The organism is Komagataeibacter sp. SM21 (assembly GCF_041402665.1).
In the GTDB taxonomy this organism is placed as follows: Bacteria; Pseudomonadota; Alphaproteobacteria; order Acetobacterales; family Acetobacteraceae; genus Komagataeibacter; species Komagataeibacter saccharivorans.
Genome location: NZ_JBGLOV010000012.1, coordinates 58,241 through 80,179, shown reverse-complemented (window position 1 = coordinate 80,179; position 21,939 = coordinate 58,241). Strand labels below are relative to the sequence as shown.

Annotated in this window: 22 protein-coding genes, 1 tRNA gene and 1 pseudogene; 8 read left to right on the top strand and 16 right to left on the bottom strand. The window is 60.5% G+C overall.

The genetic code is table 11. The features are described from left to right. Positions 1 to 22 precede the first annotated feature (22 nt). The 4 genes and pseudogenes from ACBR42_RS12325 to ACBR42_RS12310 form a co-directional block, all read right to left on the bottom strand. Positions 23 to 367 (bottom strand): SDR family oxidoreductase, encoded by a 345-nt coding sequence (locus ACBR42_RS12325; protein ID WP_371208195.1) that lies wholly within the window; start codon positions 365 to 367, stop codon positions 23 to 25. A gap of 41 nt (positions 368 to 408) precedes the next feature. Beyond that, a complete protein-coding gene (locus tag ACBR42_RS12320; protein ID WP_371208194.1) occupies positions 409 to 588 on the bottom strand; it encodes a hypothetical protein in 180 nt (59 codons plus the stop codon). After that, positions 585 to 1,171: pseudogene (locus ACBR42_RS12315) on the bottom strand (IS5 family transposase); the annotation flags it as partial. The gene ACBR42_RS12320 and the pseudogene ACBR42_RS12315, both read right to left, overlap by 4 nt. A gap of 357 nt (positions 1,172 to 1,528) precedes the next feature. Continuing rightward, complete coding sequence (locus ACBR42_RS12310) at positions 1,529 to 1,876, bottom strand: hypothetical protein (protein WP_371208193.1); 348 nt, start codon at positions 1,874 to 1,876, stop codon at positions 1,529 to 1,531. A gap of 25 nt (positions 1,877 to 1,901) precedes the next feature. Between ACBR42_RS12310 and ACBR42_RS12305 the strand changes: the two genes are divergently transcribed. Next, positions 1,902 to 2,504: a tyrosine-type recombinase/integrase gene (locus tag ACBR42_RS12305; protein ID WP_371208208.1), complete on the top strand. Its 603-nt coding sequence runs from the start codon at positions 1,902 to 1,904 to the stop codon at positions 2,502 to 2,504. Here the strand turns inward: ACBR42_RS12305 and ACBR42_RS12300 are convergent. The 4 genes from ACBR42_RS12300 to gatC form a co-directional block, all read right to left on the bottom strand. Beyond that, a tRNA-Ser gene (locus ACBR42_RS12300) sits at positions 2,455 to 2,547 on the bottom strand. The genes ACBR42_RS12305 and ACBR42_RS12300 overlap by 50 nt on opposite strands. Before the next feature lie 100 nt (positions 2,548 to 2,647). Beyond that, the gene (gene gatB / locus ACBR42_RS12295; protein ID WP_102323623.1) at positions 2,648 to 4,096 is read right to left on the bottom strand and encodes an Asp-tRNA(Asn)/Glu-tRNA(Gln) amidotransferase subunit GatB; all 1,449 of its coding nucleotides are present in this window, start codon (positions 4,094 to 4,096) and stop codon (positions 2,648 to 2,650) included. Further along, positions 4,093 to 5,580 carry an Asp-tRNA(Asn)/Glu-tRNA(Gln) amidotransferase subunit GatA gene (gene gatA, locus ACBR42_RS12290; RefSeq protein ID WP_371208192.1) on the bottom strand — a complete coding sequence of 496 codons (1,488 nt, stop codon included), beginning with the start codon at positions 5,578 to 5,580 and terminating at the stop codon, positions 4,093 to 4,095. Before gatA ends, gatB begins: the two co-directional genes overlap by 4 nt. 1 nt (position 5,581) lies before the next feature. Then, positions 5,582 to 5,869: an Asp-tRNA(Asn)/Glu-tRNA(Gln) amidotransferase subunit GatC gene (gatC, locus tag ACBR42_RS12285; protein ID WP_371208191.1), complete on the bottom strand. Its 288-nt coding sequence runs from the start codon at positions 5,867 to 5,869 to the stop codon at positions 5,582 to 5,584. Between the two features lie 76 nt (positions 5,870 to 5,945). On the opposite strand from gatC, the gene ruvX reads away from it, so the two are divergent. The 3 genes from ruvX (at position 5,946) to ACBR42_RS12270 (ending at position 9,272) form a co-directional block, all read left to right on the top strand. Next, positions 5,946 to 6,425, top strand: a complete 480-nt coding sequence (ruvX, locus tag ACBR42_RS12280; RefSeq protein WP_102323621.1) for a Holliday junction resolvase RuvX — start codon at positions 5,946 to 5,948, stop codon at positions 6,423 to 6,425. Positions 6,426 to 6,584: 159 nt separating this feature from the next. Beyond that, positions 6,585 to 7,547 (top strand): MIP/aquaporin family protein, encoded by a 963-nt coding sequence (locus ACBR42_RS12275; RefSeq protein WP_282758964.1) that lies wholly within the window; start codon positions 6,585 to 6,587, stop codon positions 7,545 to 7,547. A 90-nt stretch (positions 7,548 to 7,637) separates the two neighbouring features. After that, positions 7,638 to 9,272, top strand: a complete 1,635-nt coding sequence (locus ACBR42_RS12270; protein WP_371208190.1) for a dihydroxyacetone kinase subunit DhaK — start codon at positions 7,638 to 7,640, stop codon at positions 9,270 to 9,272. Between the two features lie 48 nt (positions 9,273 to 9,320). Here the strand turns inward: ACBR42_RS12270 and ACBR42_RS12265 are convergent, their stop codons facing one another. Together ACBR42_RS12265 and pgm are read right to left on the bottom strand one after the other, a co-directional pair. Beyond that, positions 9,321 to 9,467 (bottom strand): hypothetical protein, encoded by a 147-nt coding sequence (locus ACBR42_RS12265; RefSeq protein WP_162900467.1) that lies wholly within the window; start codon positions 9,465 to 9,467, stop codon positions 9,321 to 9,323. Positions 9,468 to 9,899: 432 nt separating this feature from the next. Next, positions 9,900 to 11,567, bottom strand: coding sequence for a phosphoglucomutase (alpha-D-glucose-1,6-bisphosphate-dependent) (gene pgm, locus ACBR42_RS12260; RefSeq protein ID WP_371208189.1), 1,668 nt, complete (start codon positions 11,565 to 11,567; stop codon positions 9,900 to 9,902). Positions 11,568 to 11,932: 365 nt separating this feature from the next. Between pgm and ACBR42_RS12255 the strand changes: the two genes are divergently transcribed. Further along, positions 11,933 to 12,289 carry a hypothetical protein gene (locus ACBR42_RS12255; RefSeq protein ID WP_254057891.1) on the top strand — a complete coding sequence of 119 codons (357 nt, stop codon included), beginning with the start codon at positions 11,933 to 11,935 and terminating at the stop codon, positions 12,287 to 12,289. Positions 12,290 to 12,338: 49 nt separating this feature from the next. Here the strand turns inward: ACBR42_RS12255 and ACBR42_RS12250 are convergent, their stop codons facing one another. Then, the gene (locus ACBR42_RS12250; protein ID WP_102323617.1) at positions 12,339 to 12,788 is read right to left on the bottom strand and encodes a Fur family transcriptional regulator; all 450 of its coding nucleotides are present in this window, start codon (positions 12,786 to 12,788) and stop codon (positions 12,339 to 12,341) included. A gap of 171 nt (positions 12,789 to 12,959) precedes the next feature. On the opposite strand from ACBR42_RS12250, the gene ACBR42_RS12245 reads away from it, so the two are divergent. Next, complete coding sequence (locus ACBR42_RS12245; protein ID WP_371208188.1) at positions 12,960 to 13,589, top strand: hypothetical protein; 630 nt, start codon at positions 12,960 to 12,962, stop codon at positions 13,587 to 13,589. 106 nt (positions 13,590 to 13,695) lie between these two features. On the opposite strand, the gene bfr is transcribed toward ACBR42_RS12245, so the two are convergent. Further along, positions 13,696 to 14,181: a bacterioferritin gene (bfr, locus tag ACBR42_RS12240; protein WP_102323615.1), complete on the bottom strand. Its 486-nt coding sequence runs from the start codon at positions 14,179 to 14,181 to the stop codon at positions 13,696 to 13,698. 155 nt (positions 14,182 to 14,336) lie between these two features. Here bfr and mtnK point away from each other — a divergent pair, with 155 nt between their 5' ends. Then, positions 14,337 to 15,569: an S-methyl-5-thioribose kinase gene (mtnK, locus tag ACBR42_RS12235; protein ID WP_371208187.1), complete on the top strand. Its 1,233-nt coding sequence runs from the start codon at positions 14,337 to 14,339 to the stop codon at positions 15,567 to 15,569. A 25-nt stretch (positions 15,570 to 15,594) separates the two neighbouring features. Here the strand turns inward: mtnK and ACBR42_RS12230 are convergent, their stop codons facing one another. From ACBR42_RS12230 to ACBR42_RS12220, 3 genes are all read right to left on the bottom strand, one after another. Next, positions 15,595 to 17,346, bottom strand: coding sequence for an N-6 DNA methylase (locus ACBR42_RS12230; protein ID WP_371208186.1), 1,752 nt, complete (start codon positions 17,344 to 17,346; stop codon positions 15,595 to 15,597). Positions 17,347 to 17,353: 7 nt separating this feature from the next. Continuing rightward, on the bottom strand, positions 17,354 to 18,412 hold the full coding sequence (locus ACBR42_RS12225) for an AI-2E family transporter (RefSeq protein WP_282758952.1): 1,059 nt from the start codon (positions 18,410 to 18,412) through the stop codon (positions 17,354 to 17,356). Positions 18,413 to 18,634: 222 nt separating this feature from the next. Beyond that, positions 18,635 to 19,813: a restriction endonuclease subunit S gene (locus tag ACBR42_RS12220; RefSeq protein WP_371208185.1), complete on the bottom strand. Its 1,179-nt coding sequence runs from the start codon at positions 19,811 to 19,813 to the stop codon at positions 18,635 to 18,637. Positions 19,814 to 19,995: 182 nt separating this feature from the next. On the opposite strand from ACBR42_RS12220, the gene ACBR42_RS12215 reads away from it, so the two are divergent. Beyond that, a complete protein-coding gene (locus ACBR42_RS12215; RefSeq protein ID WP_371208184.1) occupies positions 19,996 to 21,363 on the top strand; it encodes an MATE family efflux transporter in 1,368 nt (455 codons plus the stop codon). 14 nt (positions 21,364 to 21,377) lie between these two features. Here ACBR42_RS12215 and ACBR42_RS12210 read toward each other — a convergent pair whose 3' ends face one another. After that, complete coding sequence (locus ACBR42_RS12210; RefSeq protein ID WP_102323610.1) at positions 21,378 to 21,884, bottom strand: hypothetical protein; 507 nt, start codon at positions 21,882 to 21,884, stop codon at positions 21,378 to 21,380. Between the last annotated feature and the right edge of the window lie 55 nt (positions 21,885 to 21,939).

The following is a 21,939-nucleotide window of genomic DNA, read 5'->3' as shown; positions in this document are numbered from 1 at the left end:
TGCCATTTGTGGAACGGCCCGTTCAGATGGCATGGCCGCCAGAGACTTCAATCCGCTGCGCGTTCACCCAGTGATTGTCCTCGGACAGCAGGGAGGAGATCATCGGGCCGATGTCGTCAGGAAGGCCGGGACGTCCGAGTGCGGTTACTTCTGCAATATGGCGCGCAATGTCCGGATTGTCCCGCACCATACCTCCCGAGAAATCCGTCTGGATCGCACCCGGCGCCACTGTGTTGACGGCAATGCGGCAAAACCCGAGTTCCTTGGCCATGTAATGCGCCATGACTTCTACCGCCCCCTTCATCATGGCCGCATAGGCAACCCGGTCGGGATAGGCGACGCGCGTCAGGCCGGATGAGATGTTCACGATCCGGCCACCGTCCGCAATCAGTGGCAACAGGGTCTAGGTCAGGAAAAAGGACCTTTGGCGTGGACGCGATAGGCGGCGTCGAAATCCTCTTCGGTCACCTCACTAAACAGCCCACTATGGGACGTTCCGACCATGTTGACCAGATAATTGAAACGCTCCGTACCCCATTCGCGCAGCACGCGCCGGATTTCATCGGCGAAGGTAGGCTCAGGTCTCATAACCAGAAGATGATGGTTGCAGCGAGGCATATGGCTGAGAAGGAGACATTCGGGCATCTGTCATAACGTGTTGCGACCCATCTCCAGTCCTTTATTCTTCCGAATATGATCTCGATACGGCTGCGGCGTTTGTATTTCCGCCTGTCGTATCTAACCGGTTTTCCACGACATTTCCGGCCAGGAATGCAGGGCTTTATCCCTTTCCCCTCCAGAGCATCCCGAAACCAATCTGCGTCATACCCGCGATCGGCCAGCATCCATTGGGCTATGGGAAGACTGTCGGGAAGGGCTACTGCACCTGTATAATCACTGGTCTGCCCCGCCGTCATGAAGAAGCTCAGCGGTCGTCCGTTCTGATCGGTGATGGCATGCAGCTTCGTATTCATACCGCCTTTTGTGCGACCGATCAGGCGACCTGGATCCCCTTTTTGAGTCGCAGGCTCGAAGCCGTACGATGTGCCTTGAGATAGCTCGCATCAATCATGATGGTCCGGGACTCTTCCTGTCCAGCAGCCAGACCATCCATCATTCTGATGAAGATCCCGATCGCACTGCAGCGCTTCCAGCGGTTGTAGAGTGTCTGGCAATACAGATCACTCATCTTCAGTCTCCTCACAGAGCCTGAATCAGACTTCTCACTTCAAATCAATGAGTCCTGAGCCTAATTGCCAAAGCCACCGCGTCGACAGTCAGCCAAAAAACCGAAGAACTGCTTCCTTCGCGGCGATACGTGGTGGGCACAGATCATCATTGGCGGAGAGCGATATCGACAAAGCCTATGCACAGATGATGCGCGGGAAGCGGAAAGGCGCGTAAAGGCGCTACGTCTAAGGCTTGAGAGAACCGCCCTGGACGTACCCGGCGAAGAATCATGGAAGGCCGCTGTAGTACGCTGGTCAACCGAGGGGCTGGATGGCGTGAAAGAATCAGTCCGCACGCGCTACCTGTCCAGCATCCGCCGCTTCGACGAGCATTTCGGTTCTCTGCTGGTCGCTTCCATCACCACCCGGGATATTGCTGACTGGATCAGCGACCGTAAACGCAACGGGTCAATAAAAGCGCAAGGAAAAGGGAAGGGGAAAGCCATCTCCAACGCCTCCATCCAGCGCGATCTGACCGCCCTGTCCCGACTGCTCAGTTTCTGCTGTTCGATCGGCTGGCGGACAGATAATCCGGTGCAGGCCTTTGACCGCACGATCATCCGCGAACGCCGTGAACCAAAGCGTCCGCCCACCCGCAAGGAAATACAGACCGCGATCGACGCGGCGCCACCGGGGATTGCAGGCATCCTGACCATCCTGGCCGAGACAGGCATGCGCATGAATGAAGCCGTGATGCTGGAGCGATGGCAGGTGGACAGCCGAAGCCACCAGATCCTGCTGACCAAAACCAAGACCAGCAGGCCTCGCACCATCAGCTGGCACACACCCGGCGGCAATGCCACCAGAGCGCTTGAATACGGGGCCGCATCCGGCTTCCTCTACACCAGCGGCACTACTGGCAAACCGTTCGCCAATTTTTCATCCAACCACGCCCAGATCATACGACGCATCCTGCGTGACAATCCGCTGTTCCGGCGCTTCGGGGGGCATGACCTGCGGCATGCCTTTGCTGTGCGGTGGCTGAAAGCGGGAGGGAATATCTACCGCCTGTCCCGACACCTTGGACACAGTTCCGTGAAGGTGACCGAACAGAATTATCTGGGTTTCCTGACCGTCGAGGAACAGGAGCGGGTCCAGTCCAGGTGGAGCAGATTTTTGCAGGGGTCCCCACAAATTCCCCCACAGCAGCCTGAAAAACCGTTCAGAAACGACCAAAGCGCCCCGTGGGGCGCTTGGCAATTTCTTGTTTATTTTCAAGAAGTTTTGGCGGAGGGGAAGAGATTCGAACTCTCGATACGGCTTAACACCGTATAACGGTTTAGCAAACCGCCGCCTTCAGCCACTCGGCCACCCCTCCGCCGAAGAGCGCGCATTATCAAGTAACACGGCGTTTGCAGGGGTGCTTTTAGCCTGTGGCTGCCCCCCTGCAAAGCCCTAAAATGCGTAAAAGCCCTTTTTTACAAAACTTTTTTCAGGGCTTCATTCACGATGGCCGGATTAGCCTTGCCTGCCATGGCTTTCATCACCTGACCGACAAAAAAGCCGAACAGACGATCCTTGCCGCCACGGTATTCTTCCACCTTGTCGGCATTGCGCGCCAGCACGTCCGCCACGGCCGCGTCGATCGCACCCGTATCGGTTACCTGCTTCAGCCCCTTACGCTCCACGATGTCGGCCGCGCTGTCGCCGGTCTCCAGCATGTCCTCGAACACTTCTTTTGCGATCTTGCCGTTAATCGTCTTGTCGGCCATCAGGTCCAGCATGCCACCCAGCGCCTGTGCCGAGATGGGGCTGTCCTGAATGGTGCGACCAGTACGGTTCAGTGCGCCAAACAGGTCACCCGTGACCCAGTTGGCGGCAAGGCGTGCATCGCGGCCCTTTGCCACTTCCTCGTAGTAATCGGCGATCGCCTGTTCGGCGACCAGCACGCTGGCGTCGTAGCGGGGGATACCATACTGCCTGATGAAACGGTCACGCTTGTCATCCGGCAGTTCGGGCAGGGCACGTTCCAGTTCGTCCACCCATTCCTGTTCCACCACCAGCGGCAGCAGGTCAGGATCGGGGAAGTAGCGGTAATCGTGCGCATCTTCCTTGCTGCGCAGGGAGCGGGTTTCATTGCGTGCGGGATCGAAAAGGCGGGTTTCCTGATCCACCTCGCCACCATCTTCCCATACTTCCACCTGACGCGCGGCCTCGACCTCAATGGCATGCATCACGTAGCGGATGGAATTGACATTCTTGATCTCGCAACGCGTACGGAACGGCTCACCAGCCTTGCGCACGGATACGTTCACGTCCGCACGCATGGACCCTTCTTCCATATTGCCATCGCATGTGCCCAGATAACGCAGGATCTGGCGCAGTTTGCGCAGATAGGCTCCAGCTTCTTCCGGATTACGGATATCCGGCTCGCTTACGATCTCCATAAGGGCCACACCGGCACGGTTCAGATCGATAAAGGAGCGTGCAGGGTCCTGATCGTGCATGGACTTGCCAGCATCCTGCTCGATATGCAGGCGCGTAATGCCGATATGACGTACGGTGCCGTCGGCCAGTTCGATCTCGACCGTGCCTTCGCCCACGATGGGGTGGGTGAACTGACTGATCTGATAACCCGTGGGCAGATCGGCATAGAAGTAGTTCTTGCGATCAAACCGGCTTTCCAGATTGATGCGCGCACGCAGCCCCAGCCCCGTGCGAACGGCCTGTGCCACGCATTCCCGGTTCAGGACGGGCAGCATGCCCGGAAAACCGGCATCAACCAGACTGACATGCGTGTTCGGCTCCCCACCATAGGAAGCGGAAGCTCCGGAAAACAGCTTCGAGTGACTTATGATCTGTGCGTGGACTTCAAGCCCGACCACAATTTCCCATGTGCCGGTCTTGCCTTCGATCGTGTAGCTCATTTCGCGCCCTCCGCACGGATGGCAGGCCGGTGGGTGAAGCCCGCTGCACTTTCCAGCGCGCTGCCTGCGGCCAGCAGGGTTTCCTCATCAAACGGACGACCGATCAGTTGCAGGCCAAGCGGCAGGCCCGTATCCCCAAGCCCGACCGGCACCGACATGGCGGGCATACCCGCCATGGAGGCAGGAACGGTGAAGATATCGTTCAGGTACATCTGGACCGGATCATCACTCTGCTCACCCTGCGCAAAGGCAGGTGTCGGCGCGGTGGGGGTCAGCAATACGTCAACCTGCTGGAAGCATTCCGTAAAGTCGCGGCGGATCAGTGTGCGGACCTTCTGCGCCTTCAGATAATAGGCATCGTAATACCCGGCGGACAGGACATAGGTGCCCATCATGATGCGGCGACGCACTTCCGGTCCGAAACCCGCACGGCGGGTTGCTTCGTACATGGCATCGAGCGTCTGGCCTTCCACGCGCTCACCAAAACGCAGGCCATCATAACGGGCCAGGTTGGATGAACACTCGGCAGGGGCCACAATGTAATAGGTGGCAAGGCCGTATTTCGTGTGGGGCAGGGACACATCCACGATTTCGCAGCCTGAGGCCCGGAGCCATTCGATACCCTGCTGCCATGCCGCACCGATTTCTGCCGACAGGCCCTCGGCACGGTATTCACGCGGAATACCAACCTTCAGCCCCTTCAGGCTGCGGCCAATGGCTGCCGAATAATCCGGCACGTCCCTGTCGACGCTGGTGCTGTCACGCGGGTCGAACCCGGCCATGGACTGCAGCATGATGGCACAGTCACGCACGCTACGCGCCATGGGTCCCGCCTGATCGAGAGAGGAGGCATAGGCAATCGTGCCGAACCGGCTGCACCGGCCATAGGTGGGCTTGAGCCCCACAATGCCGCAATAGGCAGCGGGCTGGCGGATGGAACCGCCGGTATCAGTGCCGGTAGCACCCATGGCCAGCCCGGCTGCGACAGCTGCGGCTGAACCACCGGAAGAACCGCCGGGCACCAGAACGGTATCGGCCTCACCCTTGCGCTTCCACGGATTTTCGACCGGCCCGAAAGCCGAGGTGATGTTGGCCGACCCCATGGCGAATTCATCAAGATTGGTCTTGCCGACAAACACCGCGCCATCGCGCAGCAGATTGGCCGTGACCGTGCTTTCGTATGGGGGAACGAAATTTTTCAGGATATTGCTGGCCGCCGTGGTCCGCACGCCCGTAGTGCAGAAGAGATCCTTGATACCCAGCGGGATACCGGTCAGCGGCTTTGCCTCGTCCCGCGCCAGCGCGGCATCGGCATGGGCCGCGGCTTCAAGGGCCGCGTCGGCTGTGGGGGTGATATAGGCGTTAAGGCGCGGGTTCAGCGCCCCAATGGCGTCCGTATGGGCGCGCACCAGTTCCACGGCGCTGAAGGCGCGCTTGCGCAGGCCAGCCGCGGCATCGGCAATCGTCAGTTCGGTCAGGCTCATTTTATTCAACAACCTTGGGCACGGTATAGAAGGGGCCATCAGCATCGGGCGCGTTGGACAGGACGGCCTCACGGCAATTGCCGTCGGTCACCACGTCCTCACGCGTGCGCAGGGCGGCGTGGCCCGTGCCGACCATGGGGGAGACCCCCTCGACATCGACCTCGTTCAGCTGCTCGACCCAGCCGAGGATCCCGTTAAGCTCCCCTTGCAGGGACTGAAGATCAGACTCGTCAATACCAATCCGTGCCAGTCTGGCAATGCGGCGGACGGTCGCGGGATCAAGCGACATGAAGCAATAACTTTCCATCGTAACAGGGGAAGAATATCCTGCGGCGCAGGACCTGCTGAGGAACATACCCCCGACCATGCCCCTGTTCAACATATCCGATCTCCGTTCCCGCCTGCGCACGGGCCAGCGCCTGCTGGGGCTGGACCCCGGACGCAAGACAATCGGCGTCGCCCTGTCGGATGTGGGGCTGATGCTGGCATCGCCCCATATGGCGCTCAAGCGCGGGAAACTGTCTGTCGTCGCGGCCGAAATCAGCCGGATCGCCCATACGCAGGATGTCGGCGGGCTGGTGGTCGGCCTGCCCCTTTCGCTGGATGGCAGCTTTGGCCCCGCAGCGCAGGCGGCGCGGGACTGGACGCTCAACCTGTCGGACATGACCGGACTGCCTGCCGCGATGTGGGATGAACGGCTGTCGTCATCTGCCGTGAACCGCTTCCTGATCGGGGAAGCCGACATGACCCGCCAGCGCCGGGGGGAGGTCGTGGACCGGATGGCCGCCGCCTATATCCTGCAGGCGGCCCTTGATGCCTCCATCACGCCCGCTGCGGAGGAATGAATTGCGAACTCGTGATGGCATGACTGGATTGTTCTAAACACCGACCCGGTCGGGGCAGGGGCTGCTATGGTCCCTGCCACCACCGGCGCATATCAGAAGGCATCATTCCCGTCTGCCAGACTGCCGGACCCTACGTGCCAAAATACGAGGAGACCGGCCATGCGTCTGCCGCATCTGCACCTGCCTTACCTGCATATTCATGTGCATGACCGCCCACTGGCGGGTGATCCCCATCCCCATAACCCGTTTCACTGGAAGCTGTATTTCTGCGAGGCGGTGGCCACGGCCGTCCTGATGATTCTGGGCCTGAGCGCGGTTATACTCCTTACCGCACCCGGCAGTCCGTTATCGGCCCCGCTGCTTCACCACCCCTACATCCAGACCGCGCTGTGCGGGCTGTGTTTTGGCCTGTCGGGCACGGCGGCAGCCATGACCCCGTTTGGCAAGGTCAGCGGGGCGCATATCAATCCTTCCGTCACGCTGGCGTTTTCACTGGCGAAACGCATTGGGGGGATCGATGCCTTAAACTACATGATCGCGCAGGTGATCGGGGCCTTCCTTGGTACGGCGATGGTGTATGAAGCCGGGAAGCTGGTGGCATGGTGGGGCAATATGGCCGTGGCCGTGCATTACGGAGCGACGGTGCCGTATGACCACATATCCATCTGGTGGGCGATGTGGTCGGAAATGTTCGTTACCGCAGCCCTGATTGCCATGCTGTACTGGCTTGCAGCCCATCCGCGCTGGAAATTCATCACGCCATGGTCCGGCGGGCTGTTTTTCCTTGTCATGAACCCGATTACGGCATGGCTGTCCGGCAACAGCGTCAATTTCGCCCGGACACTGGCCCCGGCCCTGTTCGCGGGGGAATGGGCGGGATTATGGGTCTATGTGGTCGGGCCGTTTGCAGGGGCGTCACTTGCCGTCATGGCCATCCGCATGAATTTACTGGGCAAACTGCACCTGCTTGAAGCGCGACTGGTCAATTTCGGCCATCATGGCCGTGTGCCGGGACTGGATGACCCGCACCGCAAGCTGAACCACCCCGATGATCACCTCCACATCCCTCCGGCATCAGAACCGGCGGGAGAGGGGACCGCGCCCGGCGCAACCCACGTCTGACATAATCCGTTGTTTTGTCAGGCGGGCATTCGCGGCCATATTCACCAGCCGCGCCGCCAGCCATGGGCCGCCGAGGGAGAAAGCATAATAATGAAGCGTTTTTTCAATACGCGAGACACAATCGTAACTGAATCTCTGGACGGTTTCCTGCGCTCTGCCGCAGGACAGCACCTGTGCCGACTGGATGGTTACCCCGATACCTGCGTCATCATGCAGCGCGAACCGGACCGGACACAGGTTTCCATCATTTCCGGTGGCGGGTCCGGACATGAGCCCGCCCATGCCGGATTTGTGGGCAGGGGCATGCTGACGGCTGCCGTGTGCGGCGCGCTGTTCGCCTCGCCATGTGTGGACGCAATCGTGGCGGCCATCCTTGCCACGACGGGGGAGGCCGGGTGCCTTCTTGTCGTCAAGAACTATACCGGTGACCGGCTGAACTTCGGCCTTGCAGCCGAACGCGCCCGCACGATGGGCAAACAGGTTGAAGTCGTGATTATTGGTGACGACATCGCCCTGCCGGATTCCACCACACCACGCGGCGTTGCGGGCACGGTGCTGGCGCACAAGCTGGCCGGTTACGGATCCGCGCAGGGCTGGGATCTGGCGCGTATTGCCGATTTCTTACGCATGGCCGCAAAGCGTATGCGCACCATCGGCCTGGCGCTTGAGGACTGCAATCCGTATGAGCCGGGGCGCGGCAGCCGCCTTACAGCCGATCAGGCCGAACTGGGCCTTGGCATCCATGGGGAGCCGGGCGCGCAGCGTATCGCACTGGCCAGCGCCAATGATCTCATGCACAAGGCCGCCGCCACGCTGGAAGCCAGTCTGCCCGCCAATGCAGGCGACAGCCATCACGCCCTGCTGCTCAACAACCTCGGCTGCGTGCCGGAGGTGGAGATGACGCTGCTGCTGGAATCCTTCAGCCATGTACCGCTGGCGCGCCACGTCTCGCACATCATCGGTCCGGCATCCCTGATGACCGCACTGGACATGAACGGGTTCTCGCTCACCCTGATTGAACTGGACGATACCATCCGGCAGGCCCTTGAGGCACCTGTCCAGCCACATGCGTGGCCCGGTATCGCGCCGCTGGACGCGCCTGCAATCGTTCCCATGCCCGAAATGCCCGATCCGTTCCCTTACAAGCCAACCCGCAATGCCATGATGGCAGGTCTGCTGGAACGCGGTGCGGACGTTCTGGTGGCCAACGAAGCGCCACTTAATGAACTGGATGGCAAGATCGGGGATGGCGATGCGGGTTCCACCTTTGCCGGTGCGGCCCGTGACATCATTGCCGCCATCGACCGGCTGCCCATGGATGACCCGCACCAGCTCATGACTACAATCGGCAATATCCTGACCCAGCATGCGGGCGGTTCGAGCGGCGTGCTGTTCGCCATCATGTTCTCGGCCGCCGGACGCAGCGAGCAACCGTGGCAGCAGGCCCTGCGCGATGGGCTTGCCCATATGATGGAATGCGGGGGCGCCAGACCGGGTGACCGCACCATGATTGATGCGCTTTACCCTGCGCTGGAAACACTGGCTGATGGCGGCACGTTGCGGCAGACCGCCCAGGCCGCCCGCAAGGGGGCCGATTCAACCACTACGATGAACAGCGCCCGTGCGGGCCGTGCAGCCTACGTGCCCAGTGAACATGTCCGTAATGTGCCCGACCCCGGCGCGGAAGCTGTAGCCCGCCTGCTGGAAGGGCTGTCCGAAGGCTGATGAAAGAAGGGTTGCCCCCGAAGGCAGGCAACCCCTCATTTCATGATATTACTGCTGCGGTGCGGTACCGCCATGCGTGCTGACACCGGGGCCACCGCCGCCGTCCGATCCGCCACCGGCTGGCTTGGGTTTGTCACACCCGGCAAGACAGCCAACAATGGCCACGGCAAACATCATCCGCGTAAGGTTGCGCACTGGTTTTCTCCTCTCCAGCTATTCTGGCTTTCAAGGGGAGTTAACCGCCCGACCGCGCCACGGTTGCGTGCAAAAACCGGGCAGCGCCGCATAAGCAGTTCAACAGACGCCATTTCACGCATGCGCGCGCAGCAGCGGTAGCGGTGCTGGAAGGAAGGATGTTCCATCCGATCCGTGTCCGTTTATGTCCGCCCTAGCGGACAGCCTGTTTTCGGAAAAAACGTTCAACAGCCAGCATGCCGAGCAGTTTCGCGACTTCGAATCCCTCGCGTGTCTGATCGATGAGGTAACGCATAACGGCCTCCTCTTTAGACTATCGGATTACATTGTGTCGCATCGTCACACCAGACGGAAGAAAAAACGTCCCGCCCGGTGTTCACGATTGCCGTTCTGTCGCTGCACGGAAAAGGTCGCGCAGGAAACCCCGAAAAATCAGCCCTGCTGTTTTTCCGCCGCCCTGGCGAACAGTGCGGAAATGGCTGCCTGTGCCTCGGTCTGGATGCGCTTGAGATGCTCTTCGCTTTTAAAGCTTTCAGCGTAGATCTTGTAAACATTTTCCGTGCCGGATGGACGCGCTGCAAACCAGCCGTCCATGGCTTTTACCTTCAGCCCCCCGATTGCCGCGTCGTTGCCCGGCGCACGGGTCTGGGTGCTTTCGATCGGCTCACCGGCCAGTTCATCCATACCGATCTGCTCGGGGGTAAGGTTTTTCAGAAGTGCCTTTTCCTCCGGGTTGGCCGGAGCGTCGATACGGGCGTAGTACGGCGTGCCAAGGCGGCCCGTCATGTCTTCATACGCGGCACCGGGGGAACGACCGGTACGGGCCGTGATCTCGGCGGCAAGAAGGCCCATGATGATGCCGTCCTTATCCGTCGTCCATACCGTGCCGTCACGACGCAGGAAGGACGCACCGGCACTTTCCTCCCCCCCGAACCCAAGGGAGCCATTATACAACCCGTCAACGAACCATTTGAAACCAACAGGCACTTCAACCAGCCTGCGGCCCAGTTCCTTCGCCACCCGGTCGATCATGCTGCTGCTGACAACCGTCTTGCCCACAGCGGCATTCGCGCCCCAACTGCCGCGGTTGTTGAACAGGTATTCGATGGCGGTGGCCAGATAATGGTTCGGGTTCATCAACCCATACTGACCCGACACGATGCCATGCCGGTCAGCATCGGTATCATTGGCGAAAGCGATATCAAAACGCCCGCGCATACCCACAAGGCGTTCCATGGCGTAGGGGGAGGAACAGTCCATGCGGATCTGCCCGTCCCAGTCCGCCGTCATGAACCGGAAGGTGGGATCGACCTCCGTGCTGACAACGGTCGCATTGATGCCATAGCGGTCAATGATGGGTTGCCAGTAATCCACCGCAGCCCCGCCCAGCGGGTCGATACCGATGGAAATGCCGCTGTCACGGATAATGTCCATATCCACGACCGCTGCCAGATCGTTCACATAAGGCGTGATGTAATCGTGACGCTGCACGATTGGGGACTGCAACGCCGCTTCATAGTCAATGCGTTTCACCCCTTCCATATTTTTGCCGATGTAATCGTTGGCTGCGGTTTCCACCACCTTGGTAATATCGGTATCGGCAGGGCCACCATGGGGGGGATTGTATTTGAAACCACCATCTTCCGGCGGGTTGTGGGACGGGGTGATGACAACGCCATCGGCCAGCGCGCTGCTGCGGTCGCGGTTGTAGGTCAGGATGGCATGCGAAATGACGGGGGTAGGGGTGTAGCCGTCCTTTGCGTCAATACGGGTTTCCACACCATTTGCGGCAAATACCTCAAGTGCCGATTTCAGCGCAGGCCGGGACAGCGCATGCGTGTCGATCCCGATGAAAAGGGGACCATCAATGCCCGCACCCTTCCGATAATCGCAGATGGCCTGACTGATCGACAGGATATGATTTTCATTAAAACTGGTGGTCAGCGATGAACCCCGGTGCCCCGATGTTCCGAACGCTACCCGTTGCGCCGCAATGGCCGGATCGGGTTTACGGGTATAATAGGCATCCAGCAGGGCATCGATATTGACAAGACGGTCCGGATCGACCGGCTTGCCGGCAAAATGACTGATGCTGGACATTGACTGCTCCCAAAATATGGTAATGCAAACACTCTGTAGGGTTAAATATGACTTTTCAATGGACTGCGTTGATCGGGCCTACCGTATGGACAGATACGACAACCGGCAACGCATCTCCTCCCGCCGGCTTCAGGCATGACCCTGACGAGAACCACGCTACCAAAAAACACATATAAATTTCCTTACAGGCAGGTCTGACGGGCGTCCACCCCAAACCACGGACCTGACCATCTGCCTGCATCCCGGACGCACAGGACTATATGGTTATCCAGACCGCTTTCGTTTCCTGAACTGCCGCTCACGATCGCGCGTGCCGGTTGCAACATTCTGGCGGAATGCCCATCTGTACCGGCATGAACGATCCCATGATGGCTGACACCCGCCCACGCCACCCACTATCGGATGAGCATAAGCGCCGGGAAAGGCTGGACCGGTTACTCCGGCGCCTGCCTGCGCGCGGCGAGCGGGCAATGATCTGGCTGCTTCAGCCCGGCAGGGCATGGCTGCGTGGGATTCTTGGCTGCCTGTTGATTCTGGGGGGCGTACTGAGCTTTCTGCCCATACTCGGGTTATGGATGCTGCCGCTGGGCATCATCCTGCTGGCCGAAGACGTGCCGGCACTCCGCAGGCTCAGCGCCCGTATGCTGGAATGGATAGAACAGCGTCATCCCAACTGGCTTGCCCCGCCACGTGACGGTTCATGCCAGCCGGACCGGAACTGACCGGCTTATCAGACCATAATTGGTAAAGTGGGTCGGGGCAGGAACAGTTTCAGTTCCCGCCGCGTGTCTTTGCCTTCTTGCGGCCGACAACGGACAGCCGGGTAGTGACCAGACCATAGCCCATCTGCTGCACGATGGTATCCAGCAGGGCATCGAGTTCGGCATTCTCGAACTCGATCACCTTGCCGCTGTCGGCATCGATCAGATGATAGTGATCCCCATGGTCGCCATCGGCCACTTCATAGCGGGCACGACCGCCACCGAAATCGCGCCGCTGAAGAATTCCATTTTCTTCAAACAGGCGGACGGTACGGTACACGGTGGCAATGGAAATACGGGAGTCCACGGCCACCGCACGGCGGTACAGTTCTTCCACATCCGGGTGATCATCGCTGTCTGACAGGACAAAGGCGATCGTCCGACGCTGGCCTGTAAGTTTCAGGCCACGCTGACGGCACAGATCCGCAAGGGGAGAATCGGGGGAAGTCTGCTCTTTCATCGCTCTGTAACGTAATCCAAACAGACCATGGGGGTCCAGTAGGGATAAGCAGTTCAGGCTATCGATTTTAATTGCAATTGATAATCTTTCGCATTATACAATCATCACCGACACAACAGGGAGCGGGCTCTGCTACGGCCCGAGCGGATGATGACCGACACGACAGTTTTCATGAATGATCTTTCGTGCAGCGAACGCCTGCTGGTCTGGTGCGTGCGCCGCCTGAACGGCAACCCCCATGACCGTTCCACCGTACCGGGGCTGGCGCTACCATTTTTCCGGGCGGATTTCGCCGCTGTGGCAAATGCATTCCATATGGCGCTGGCCCGGCTGCGCGCCTTTCAGGCCCAGCCGGTGGATGTGGCGATATGCAGCGCCACGCGGTTGACCCGCACGGAAAATCACTTTCTGGCCGCCGCCGCCGCCGCACAGGAAGGACGCGAGGCGGAGGTGCGTCGCGCGCTAAGGCCCGTTTTCCTTCATCATCATGTGCTTTCGCCCTTTGCCGCCGCCATTACCCAGCTTGGCGCGTGCATGGCGGGTGCGGGCTACTGGCTGCCACGTCGGGGGCAGGGCACCACGACATCGGGCAGGGTACCTGTCACGCGCCTGCGCTGGAACCACGGGCGGGGAACGGACAGTGCAAATGCAGCCCCCGCCGCCGCGCACGCAGCCAACGGGGCCCACCAGCCTGTAGGGGCTGGCAGCCTTGGCACCCTGCGCTGGCATGATGCTGACATGGCCAGCGCCCATGTCATGTGGCCCCGTAGCGCGGCCCTCGCCCAGACAGGGGGCGTATGAAAAACGCCCTGAAGCGCGGGCCATATCGACTGGCCTGCGCATCAGGGCGTCAGGGGCGGTAAACAGTCACCGCCATGGTCTGCCCGCGAACGGGCAGGGGATCAGGTCAGTCCTGATCGGGAGCGGCGGCGGAGTTCAGCTTGATGTAGCGTTCAATGCCGATCTGCTTGATCAGGTCGAACTGACGGTCAAGGAAGTCTTCATGTTCTTCCTCATTCACCAGGATCTTGAGCAGCAGATCACGCGAGACATAATCGCGCACGCTTTCACAATAGGCGATGCCTTCACGCAGGTCGCCAATTGCCTTTTCTTCCAGCTTCAGGTCGCATTTGAGGATTTCCTCAACGTCCTGACCAACAAGGATCTGGTTGTAACGCTGCACGTTGGGCAGGCCACCCAGATAGAGGATGCGCTCGATCAGCCAGTCGGCATGACGCATTTCCTCGATCGATTCCTCGTATTCCTTCTTGCCCAGCAGGGTCACGCCCCAGTGGCGCAGCGTGCGGGCATGCAGGTAATACTGGTTGATGGCCGTCAGTTCATTGGTAAGCTGTGTATTAAGGTGTTCGATAACCTTGGGGTCTTTAATCATGGATCGTGCTCCCATCCTGCCTGTCTGCCGCTCAGGTTACTCCTGTTGCAACCTGCGGTGCGTTAAAAAAAGCGTTGCATAACCGTCGCCTGCGCGCAACCCTGACGTAACCGTGGCCGACGGGCCGCACGCAGTCCGTGGCAGGAAACGACCGCATGAACCATACCACCTACCGCACGCTGGATGCAGCCGGCATCCGCGATCTGATCGCGGGTCTGCCGGACATTGCCGCGCGCCTTGGCGGCACGGTGGAACACTGGCAGGTGCGCGAGGTAAGCGACGGCAACCTGAACAACGTATTTATCGTTACCGGCCATACGGGGGAAGTCTGCCTTAAACAGTCATTACCCCATGTCCGTGTCGATCCAGCATGGAAAATGCCGCTCGACCGCACGTTTTTCGAGGCCGAATGGCTACGCGCCGTTCAGCCTCTGGCCGGTGCGCTAACGACCGAATTCCTGCATTTTGACCCGGTACTCTATGTCCTGATTGTCGAAAGCCTGTCTGGCCATACCGTCCTGCGCTCCGCCCTGATGCAGGGCGTGGACTGGCCGGGCGTGGCCCCGCGCATCGCAACATTCGTAGCCCATACCACATTCGGCACATCGCTGCTTGCCCGCCCGTTTGAGGACGTATTCACGGCACGGGGCATTTTCTGCGCCAATCAGGCCCTGACGCGCATCACGCTCGATCTGGTGCTTGACCATCCCTACCGTGACCATCCGCGCAACCACTGGGAAGAACCGGAACTGACCCCGATCGTGCTGGATATCCGATCCAGTGCGGCGACCCTGATGGCGGTCGAGAACCTGCGCCGCCGGTTCCTGTCGCAGCCACAGGCCCTGCTGCATGGCGACCTGCATACCGGTTCGATCATGAGCACGCCGGACGATACGCGCGTGATTGATGGCGAATTTGCCCTGTATGGCCCTATCGGATTTGATTGCGGCATGTTCATCGGCAATCTTGTCCTGCATTATTTCGCCACCCCGGACCACGCCGCGCGACAGGCGACATTGCGGGACATAGCGGCCTTCTGGGCCTGTTTTCAGGAACAGTTCCTTACTTTATGGAACATGAATGAAGCCGCGCCTGCTGGCACGCTCCGTCCGCTTGCCTACGGACCGGCGGCGCGTGTAGCGCAGCAGGCGTTCATTGATGAAATCCTGATTGATACAATCGGCTTTGCCGCGGTCGAGATCATCCGCCGCCTTATCGGCTATGCACATACTGCGGATTTTGACGCCATAGCCGATCCACAGCAGCGCGGCGCGTGCCGTGCGGGGGCACTGGCCTTTGCCTATCATGTACTCGAACATCACGCGGAGATGGTGACGATAGGCGACTTCCTGTTCAGTCTGGGCGAACGGGAAAAGACAGGGCTGTAAACACACCCTGACCCTGTAACAGTTATTACGCCTGCTTCTTCCCCGTCATATCAGGCATGAGGGCCGCAAGCCGGTCCATGGAGTGGTGCAGGTCCCGCACGATCTCCTCCACCGGTCGGTGCGGGGCAGGGCGATGGAAATAGCGTGGAAACGAAATCGCGCACCCGACCTGCGCCCGTGTCATATCCAGTCGGGCTTCGGCATCATGGGGCCGGATCATGCTGGCGAACCACGCATGCGGGTCCTGCGCCATATCGGTTAGAAATACCGTACGGGTTGGTGCGTCATCATGCACCGGACGTTCGACCACGAGGCTGCGGTAGAGAAAATCCCGCCCTGCCACAATGCGCGAAAATCCCACCCGACGGGATGATGATGGCCAGTCGATCCCACCACCTCCGTCAAAAGGGGTATCCTGATCGTTCGGAACCGGCGGCTTGGCCACCTCCGTCACCGGTGCATCCGGGTCGTGACAGAGGACTCTTTCCTGCGGCGCATCGGCTGCCAGCATGTCCCAGTGCTCCGCTGCGCCATCTTCCCCCTCATGCAGGACCACATCCATCTCCGCGCCTGCCATGCAGGCTTCCATGATGGCGCTGAGGTGCCCCGGCGTCATTTCTCGACGTTTTTCACCACTGCTGCGCATCGCCCTGCTCCATAGGAAGGAGGCATCAATCAGTCGCACTTTACCCTGCCGGGCGGCGGGCTTGTGGTTATCAAGTATCCACACATATGTAGCGATGCCGGTATTGACGAACATGCCCATGGGCAGGGCAATGATGGCATCGATCAGGTCGTGTTCCACCAGATAACGCCGAATGGCGGATTCCCCGCTTTCCGCACCGCCACCGGATAGTGCGCCCGCATGGGTCACAACCCCCACACGGCTGCCGCCATGGCGGGGGCTGCGCATCTTTGCCAGCAGATGCTGCATGAACAGCATCGACCCATCCGACAAACGGGGCAATCCGGCAGGGAAACGCCCGGCTGGACCACGGGCATGTTCCGCCTGTATCGCGGAGCGGATGTTGCGCCAGTCCAGCCCGAACGGTGGATTGGCCAGCATGCGGGCGAAATGTCGCTTCCCGTGTCCGTCTTCCGTCAGCGTATTGCCCTGCGTAATCTGCGCAGGCGACTGCCCCCGCAGCAACAGGTCGGCCCGACACAGCGCACAGGACTGCTGGCCCAGTTCCTGACCGAACAGGCGTATTTCCGTCCCCCGCGTCTGCAACCGGTCCGCCGCACGCCCCAGCAACGCGCCCGTTCCGGCGGAAGGGTCATACAGATCATGTCGCGTGGGGACCGTATCAGTAGCAAAAACCAGGTCCACCATAAGGTCCGTGACCTCCGGCGGGGTGTAATGCACGCCCGTGCCCCGACTGGTGGTGAAATGATGGACCAGTTCCTCAAACAGGCGCGCGATGCCTTCGGTGCCATAATGCGCAGGCGCCAGATCAAGGGCCGCGAAATGCGCTGCGACCGCGTCCAGCAGTTCCGCCTGCGCCAGACGGTGGGCAAGCGCACGCACATCAAGCTGCGTCATGATGGACTGAACGGAGCGGGGCAGCCGCGCCAGCAAGGTCTCGAACGTCGCAAGTCCGTCCACCGCCTGCGCTACACCCGCCAGTCCGGCAGCGGGACGAGTGCGGGCCTGTTCCATACGACGCAGCACCGTAAAGGCCAGAATGACCGGCCCATACTCATCCGGCTGCAACGCGCCACGTAACAGATCAGCGATACGCCAGATGGCGCCAGCCGTAAGTAGCGGGCGATGCATATCTGTCTCAGCCAGCCTGGCCTGCACGCTCTTCCGCCGCCGCCGTGCGCCACAACGACAGGGCAACCGCGATGACGGCAGGCCCAATGAACAGACCCAGCAGACCGAAGACATGCAGCCCGCCAAGAATGGCCGTCAGCACCGCAAGAAACGGAATGCTGGTGCTGCCGCTGATCAGCTTGGGCCGGACGAAATGATCCCCCGCGCCATAGGCAATCGTGCCGATGACGCCCACAATGATCGCCTGCGTCACCCCGTTCGTGGCAAAAGTCATGAGCGTAGTCGCGCACAGCAGGATCGGCCCGCAGAACGGAATGATACTGACAACGGCAGTCAGCAGCGTAAGCAGGGCAGGGTGCGGGGTTCCGGCAATGAAATACCCGATCCCCACCAGCACGCCCTGACCCAGCCCGACCAGAACCAGTCCAGCTACAGTGCCACGCACGGCGCCCACCGTATTGCGGATGACATCGCGCGCCCGTCCGCCCAGAAAACGGCGGCCAACGGCACGGATATCAGCGATCAGCGTATGGGACGCAGCCAGATAGAAATAGACGGACAGGGTGGCGATGACGAATGTTTCGGTCATTTCCATCACACGATGCGGAAGCTGCCGTCCGTCGCCCGACGCAAACATGCGCGAGGCCACGCTGGTCCAGTGTCGCAGTTCATCGGGATCGGACAGGTAATGCTGCCACAGCGCTGACAGTCGGGGGCCGAAACGCGGTATTTCCGCCACCTGCGGCGAGACGGGAATGCCATCATGCAGTGCGTCGCGTCCCCATGCCATAAGGGAAGGTATTTCCAGCCCCGCCCGTACAGCCATGGCGATCATCGGCACGGCCAGCAGCGCAAAAATGCCACCAGCAATCAGACCTGCGGCCAGACCATTGCCCATGCCGCGTTCGATCAGCCTGCGGTATAACGGGTAGGTTGTGATCGTCAGGATGCCACCCCATACGAACGCAAACAGGAATGACTGTTCAATCCACGCGGAAAACGACAGGACTGCACATACAAATATAAAGGTCCCGATATACTGGGTCCGGCTCCGGTTATCTTCCATATGGCTGTTCTGTCCTGTTTATGTTGATGCTCTGTCGGAATAAATATAAACTACACGCGGCGATACGGCATGAAGGCCTGTATAGTCCTGTGCCCTGCGCCCCTCATGGCAGAAGAAGGTAAAGAGGGTGTATAGACCGCGTATGCGGGGCTATGGCGGGATTACCCTCCCTGTTCGCACGCGATATGAACGCCGCCTGCACCATCGCGTCTGCATGAATGTTCAGCAGGTCAGTTGCCCGTTGACCGCCGCAACCCGTAACGCCACGCGATATTCCCCCAAATGGGCTGCGACACGCTCGCGTGCCCTGACCTGACTGGCGTGCCGATCCTGCTTCCTCCATACCGTTTGTGCAATTTCTCGCTGTGTGGGCAGGGGCGGCAGGCATAATTCCAGCGATGCGAGGGTAGCGGTATCGAGTTCCGCAAATACGCTGCCCCCTGCACGCCGCCGCAACTCGGACCCGGCGACGTGAAGAAACAGGGCCGCATAACATCGGTCTACATCTTCCGTCCGGCGCACCAGCGCCTTGCAGCCCTGACTGACCGAAAGCGGTCCCCGTCCAATACCTACCCGCCCCACCGGCGCACGGGTGGACACAACCAGCGCACCCGCCGGAACCACAGCCGCACGGCAGGCTTCAAGCCCGATGGCGGACAGGCTGCGCGCACCGCCGGTAATCCATGCAGGCGGACCATCGGGCAGGTCCGCAGGGGTTATCCATGTCACATCGCCCCCCCAGTTCTCTGGCCGGGTGGTCGCGGGTGTACCGCCGCCTGTTATGTTAAACAGGGCGGCAAGGGGACGTATGACATGACCCGGCGGCACGGAGGGAGGCCATGCACCGCTATCATAACCAATGGCATGCTGGATTTCCGCCCTGATCCATTCCCCCGCAAGCGCAGCCTGCCGGGCCAGTTCAGCCATCTGGTCGTCGATCCGTTGCATCGCATGATCCAGCATCACTGCAATCGCCTTCTGCCGATACAGCGGAGGACAGGGCACGGGGAGGGAGTTCATCCGCGCCCGCACCAGCTTGCGGCGCGTCGTACCGTCCACATGGGCGGCGTAGCATACCGTATTGAGCGCATGGGCCAGAAAGCGTCCGTCCATCCCCGCCCTGGGGCGCAGCACATGGACGTGATTGCCTGCCCATAGCGGTCCCTCATGAAAAAATGCGACATCCCGGCTGGGGTCAAGAAAGGGCGCACCATCTTCGCCCAGCAGTACCAGCGCCCCGTCAAACAGGGCCTGATCCACATATCCGGTTATCCCACTTGCACCGTGATAGGGCACCACCCCGGACCGCTGCGCGCGCTGGGCCCGATTAAGGGGCACGCGCCGGGCATCAAGACAGTCCACAAGCGCGCCAAGGGGGGCCACAGGCCAGCATGATGTCATAGCGTCCCTTTGTAAGCGCCATATCCATCCGCCGTCGAGGTCAGGACAGCGACATTACATCCGACCGGGCATGCTGGCCCTGTGCCACGAAGTAGTATACACCGCACGACGCACCTGCGCAGCACTGGCATAAGGCGCATTGCCATGGCTCCATGCCGGGCCATGGCTGACTACAGGGTTTCATGACGCGTCCAATCAAACCGTTCCGGACTGAATTCCGGTCCATTCTCGCCATTGCGGGCCCGATGGGTCTTTCGCAGTTCGCCCAGATGCTGATGGGCCTGACCGATGATGTGCTGCTGGGCAGCCTTGGGGCCAGCGCGCTGGCGATCGGCGGCCTTGCCACGGGCACATTTTTCACGCTGACCGCCATTCTGGCCGCCGTGATCGAAGCAGGCGGCATATTGCTGGCACAGGCGCGCGGACGTCAGGATCATGCCGTCCTTGGCACCATTATCACATCCATGCTGCTGGTGGCCGTGGTCCTGTGTGTGCCTGAACTGTTCTGTCTGGCCCATGTCGATACCCTGCTGGCATGGATGAACGAACCGCAGGCCATCCGCGCGCCAGTGGCCGATTTCGTCCGTATCCTGATGTGGGCGGTGCCGCCCGCGCTGCTGGGACAGGGCATCCTGACAACGGCGCTGCCCGTCATGGGGGCACAGGGCATCCTCATGCGGGTGACGCCGTGCATCACCGTCATCAACGGCCTGTTCAATGCGACCCTCATCCATGGCTGGTTCGGCCTGCCCGCGCTGGGGTTGCATGGGTCCGCCATCGCCACGGTCATCACGCTGTGGTGCATGCCAGTCATCATGCTGGCCTTCATGATGCGCAGGCCCGAACTGCGCGCGGCCCTGCGTCCGCGCATGCATGAATGGGGACATACGCTCTCGCTGCTTCGCACGGGCCTGCCGATGCTTGCAGCCGCCATGGCGGAGGTCACGCTGTTCCAGGCCAACAGCCTTGAAGCCGCCCGGCTTGGCAACAGTGCACTGGCGGCCTTCCAGATCATGCTGGGGATCGGGATGCAGTTCTTCGTGCTTTATCTGGCGCTGGGACAGGCATGCAATATCCGTATCGGTTACTGGACGGGGCGGGGTGACCCCACCATGGTCCGCCGTACGGCATGGGCCGGGATGATACTGGGCATTGTGACAGCCAGCCTGGCGACTGTCGCCCTGGCAGCAGGACGATACCCCATCATCGGCTGCTATCTGGACATGACGCAGCCGGGCAATGCGGAGGCTGTGCAGATGGCCCTGACGCTATTGCTGGTTGGTGCGGCCTTCCAGATCCCCGATGCAGTGCAGGTCGTCGCAACCGGCATCCTGCGCGGGCAGGGCGATACTGCCATTCCGATGATACTGGCCATTATCGGCTACTGGGGCATCGGCTTTCCCAGCGGCGTATCGCTTGCTTTCCACCATGGCATGGGTCCCGCCGGATTGTGGTGCGGGGTCGGGATCGGGCTGGTCAGCGTGTTTACCCTGCACGGTACGCGCATCCTGTGGCGCATGCGAAAGCAGACCCATCGCGCGCCCGCATAACAATCGGCGCGTGGCTACAGCCGGTGGTGCATTTCCTCACGGATGCTGTTGCACTTGCGGGTAAAGACCCCGGCCTGTGATGCGGTCATGAAATTGATCAGAAAGGCGCCAAGCAGGGAACAGAAGGACAGGATGATCAGCACCCGCCCCATAAGCGAGATGATCCCGCCGTAATGTTCAGCCGAGTACCACAGCAGCCCGAGGCTCAATACCGCACCAAATACCCCCAGCACCCCGGTAGAGCGGATAAGGGATTCCTCTTCCCGGATGAAAGCGGATGATTCCTGCCATAACAGGAACAGTTTGCGATCCATTTCCTGCACTGCGGCAGTATAGGCTTCCGCATCGTCCGGGTGCTGGTGATCGCTCCCGCTACGGTGCAGTTCGAGTTCCTGCCTTGCCTTGGCAAAGACGCGCCTGCGTTCCTTGATGGCGGGCAGGCTGATATCGACAAAGCTGAGAATAGCTACATTCAACCCGGCAGAAAGCTGGATTACCGCCTGAAAATCACCCCAGATCACAGGCTGCCCCCGTGAAGGACCATATAACCGCGCACTCGAGAACCCTGATCAATAA

Excerpts from the sequence above, each read along its gene's own strand:
- ACBR42_RS12320 (WP_371208194.1), bottom strand. The coding sequence starts at position 588 with ATGAGACCTGAGCCTACCTTCGCCGATGAAATCCGGCGCGTGCTGCGC.
- ACBR42_RS12310 (WP_371208193.1), bottom strand. The coding sequence starts at position 1,876 with ATGCCTGCAATCCCCGGTGGCGCCGCGTCGATCGCGGTCTGTATTTCC.
- ACBR42_RS12305 (WP_371208208.1), top strand. The coding sequence starts at position 1,902 with ATGCGCATGAATGAAGCCGTGATGCTGGAGCGATGGCAGGTGGACAGC.
- gatB (WP_102323623.1), bottom strand. The coding sequence starts at position 4,096 with ATGAGCTACACGATCGAAGGCAAGACCGGCACATGGGAAATTGTGGTC.
- gatA (WP_371208192.1), bottom strand. The coding sequence starts at position 5,580 with ATGAGCCTGACCGAACTGACGATTGCCGATGCCGCGGCTGGCCTGCGC.
- gatC (WP_371208191.1), bottom strand. The coding sequence starts at position 5,869 with ATGTCGCTTGATCCCGCGACCGTCCGCCGCATTGCCAGACTGGCACGG.
- ruvX (WP_102323621.1), top strand. The coding sequence starts at position 5,946 with ATGCCCCTGTTCAACATATCCGATCTCCGTTCCCGCCTGCGCACGGGC.
- ACBR42_RS12275 (WP_282758964.1), top strand. The coding sequence starts at position 6,585 with ATGCGTCTGCCGCATCTGCACCTGCCTTACCTGCATATTCATGTGCAT.
- ACBR42_RS12270 (WP_371208190.1), top strand. The coding sequence starts at position 7,638 with ATGAAGCGTTTTTTCAATACGCGAGACACAATCGTAACTGAATCTCTG.
- pgm (WP_371208189.1), bottom strand. The coding sequence starts at position 11,567 with ATGTCCAGCATCAGTCATTTTGCCGGCAAGCCGGTCGATCCGGACCGT.
- ACBR42_RS12255 (WP_254057891.1), top strand. The coding sequence starts at position 11,933 with ATGATGGCTGACACCCGCCCACGCCACCCACTATCGGATGAGCATAAG.
- ACBR42_RS12250 (WP_102323617.1), bottom strand. The coding sequence starts at position 12,788 with ATGAAAGAGCAGACTTCCCCCGATTCTCCCCTTGCGGATCTGTGCCGT.
- ACBR42_RS12245 (WP_371208188.1), top strand. The coding sequence starts at position 12,960 with ATGAATGATCTTTCGTGCAGCGAACGCCTGCTGGTCTGGTGCGTGCGC.
- bfr (WP_102323615.1), bottom strand. The coding sequence starts at position 14,181 with ATGATTAAAGACCCCAAGGTTATCGAACACCTTAATACACAGCTTACC.
- mtnK (WP_371208187.1), top strand. The coding sequence starts at position 14,337 with ATGAACCATACCACCTACCGCACGCTGGATGCAGCCGGCATCCGCGAT.
- ACBR42_RS12230 (WP_371208186.1), bottom strand. The coding sequence starts at position 17,346 with ATGCATCGCCCGCTACTTACGGCTGGCGCCATCTGGCGTATCGCTGAT.
- ACBR42_RS12225 (WP_282758952.1), bottom strand. The coding sequence starts at position 18,412 with ATGGAAGATAACCGGAGCCGGACCCAGTATATCGGGACCTTTATATTT.
- ACBR42_RS12220 (WP_371208185.1), bottom strand. The coding sequence starts at position 19,813 with ATGACATCATGCTGGCCTGTGGCCCCCCTTGGCGCGCTTGTGGACTGT.
- ACBR42_RS12215 (WP_371208184.1), top strand. The coding sequence starts at position 19,996 with ATGACGCGTCCAATCAAACCGTTCCGGACTGAATTCCGGTCCATTCTC.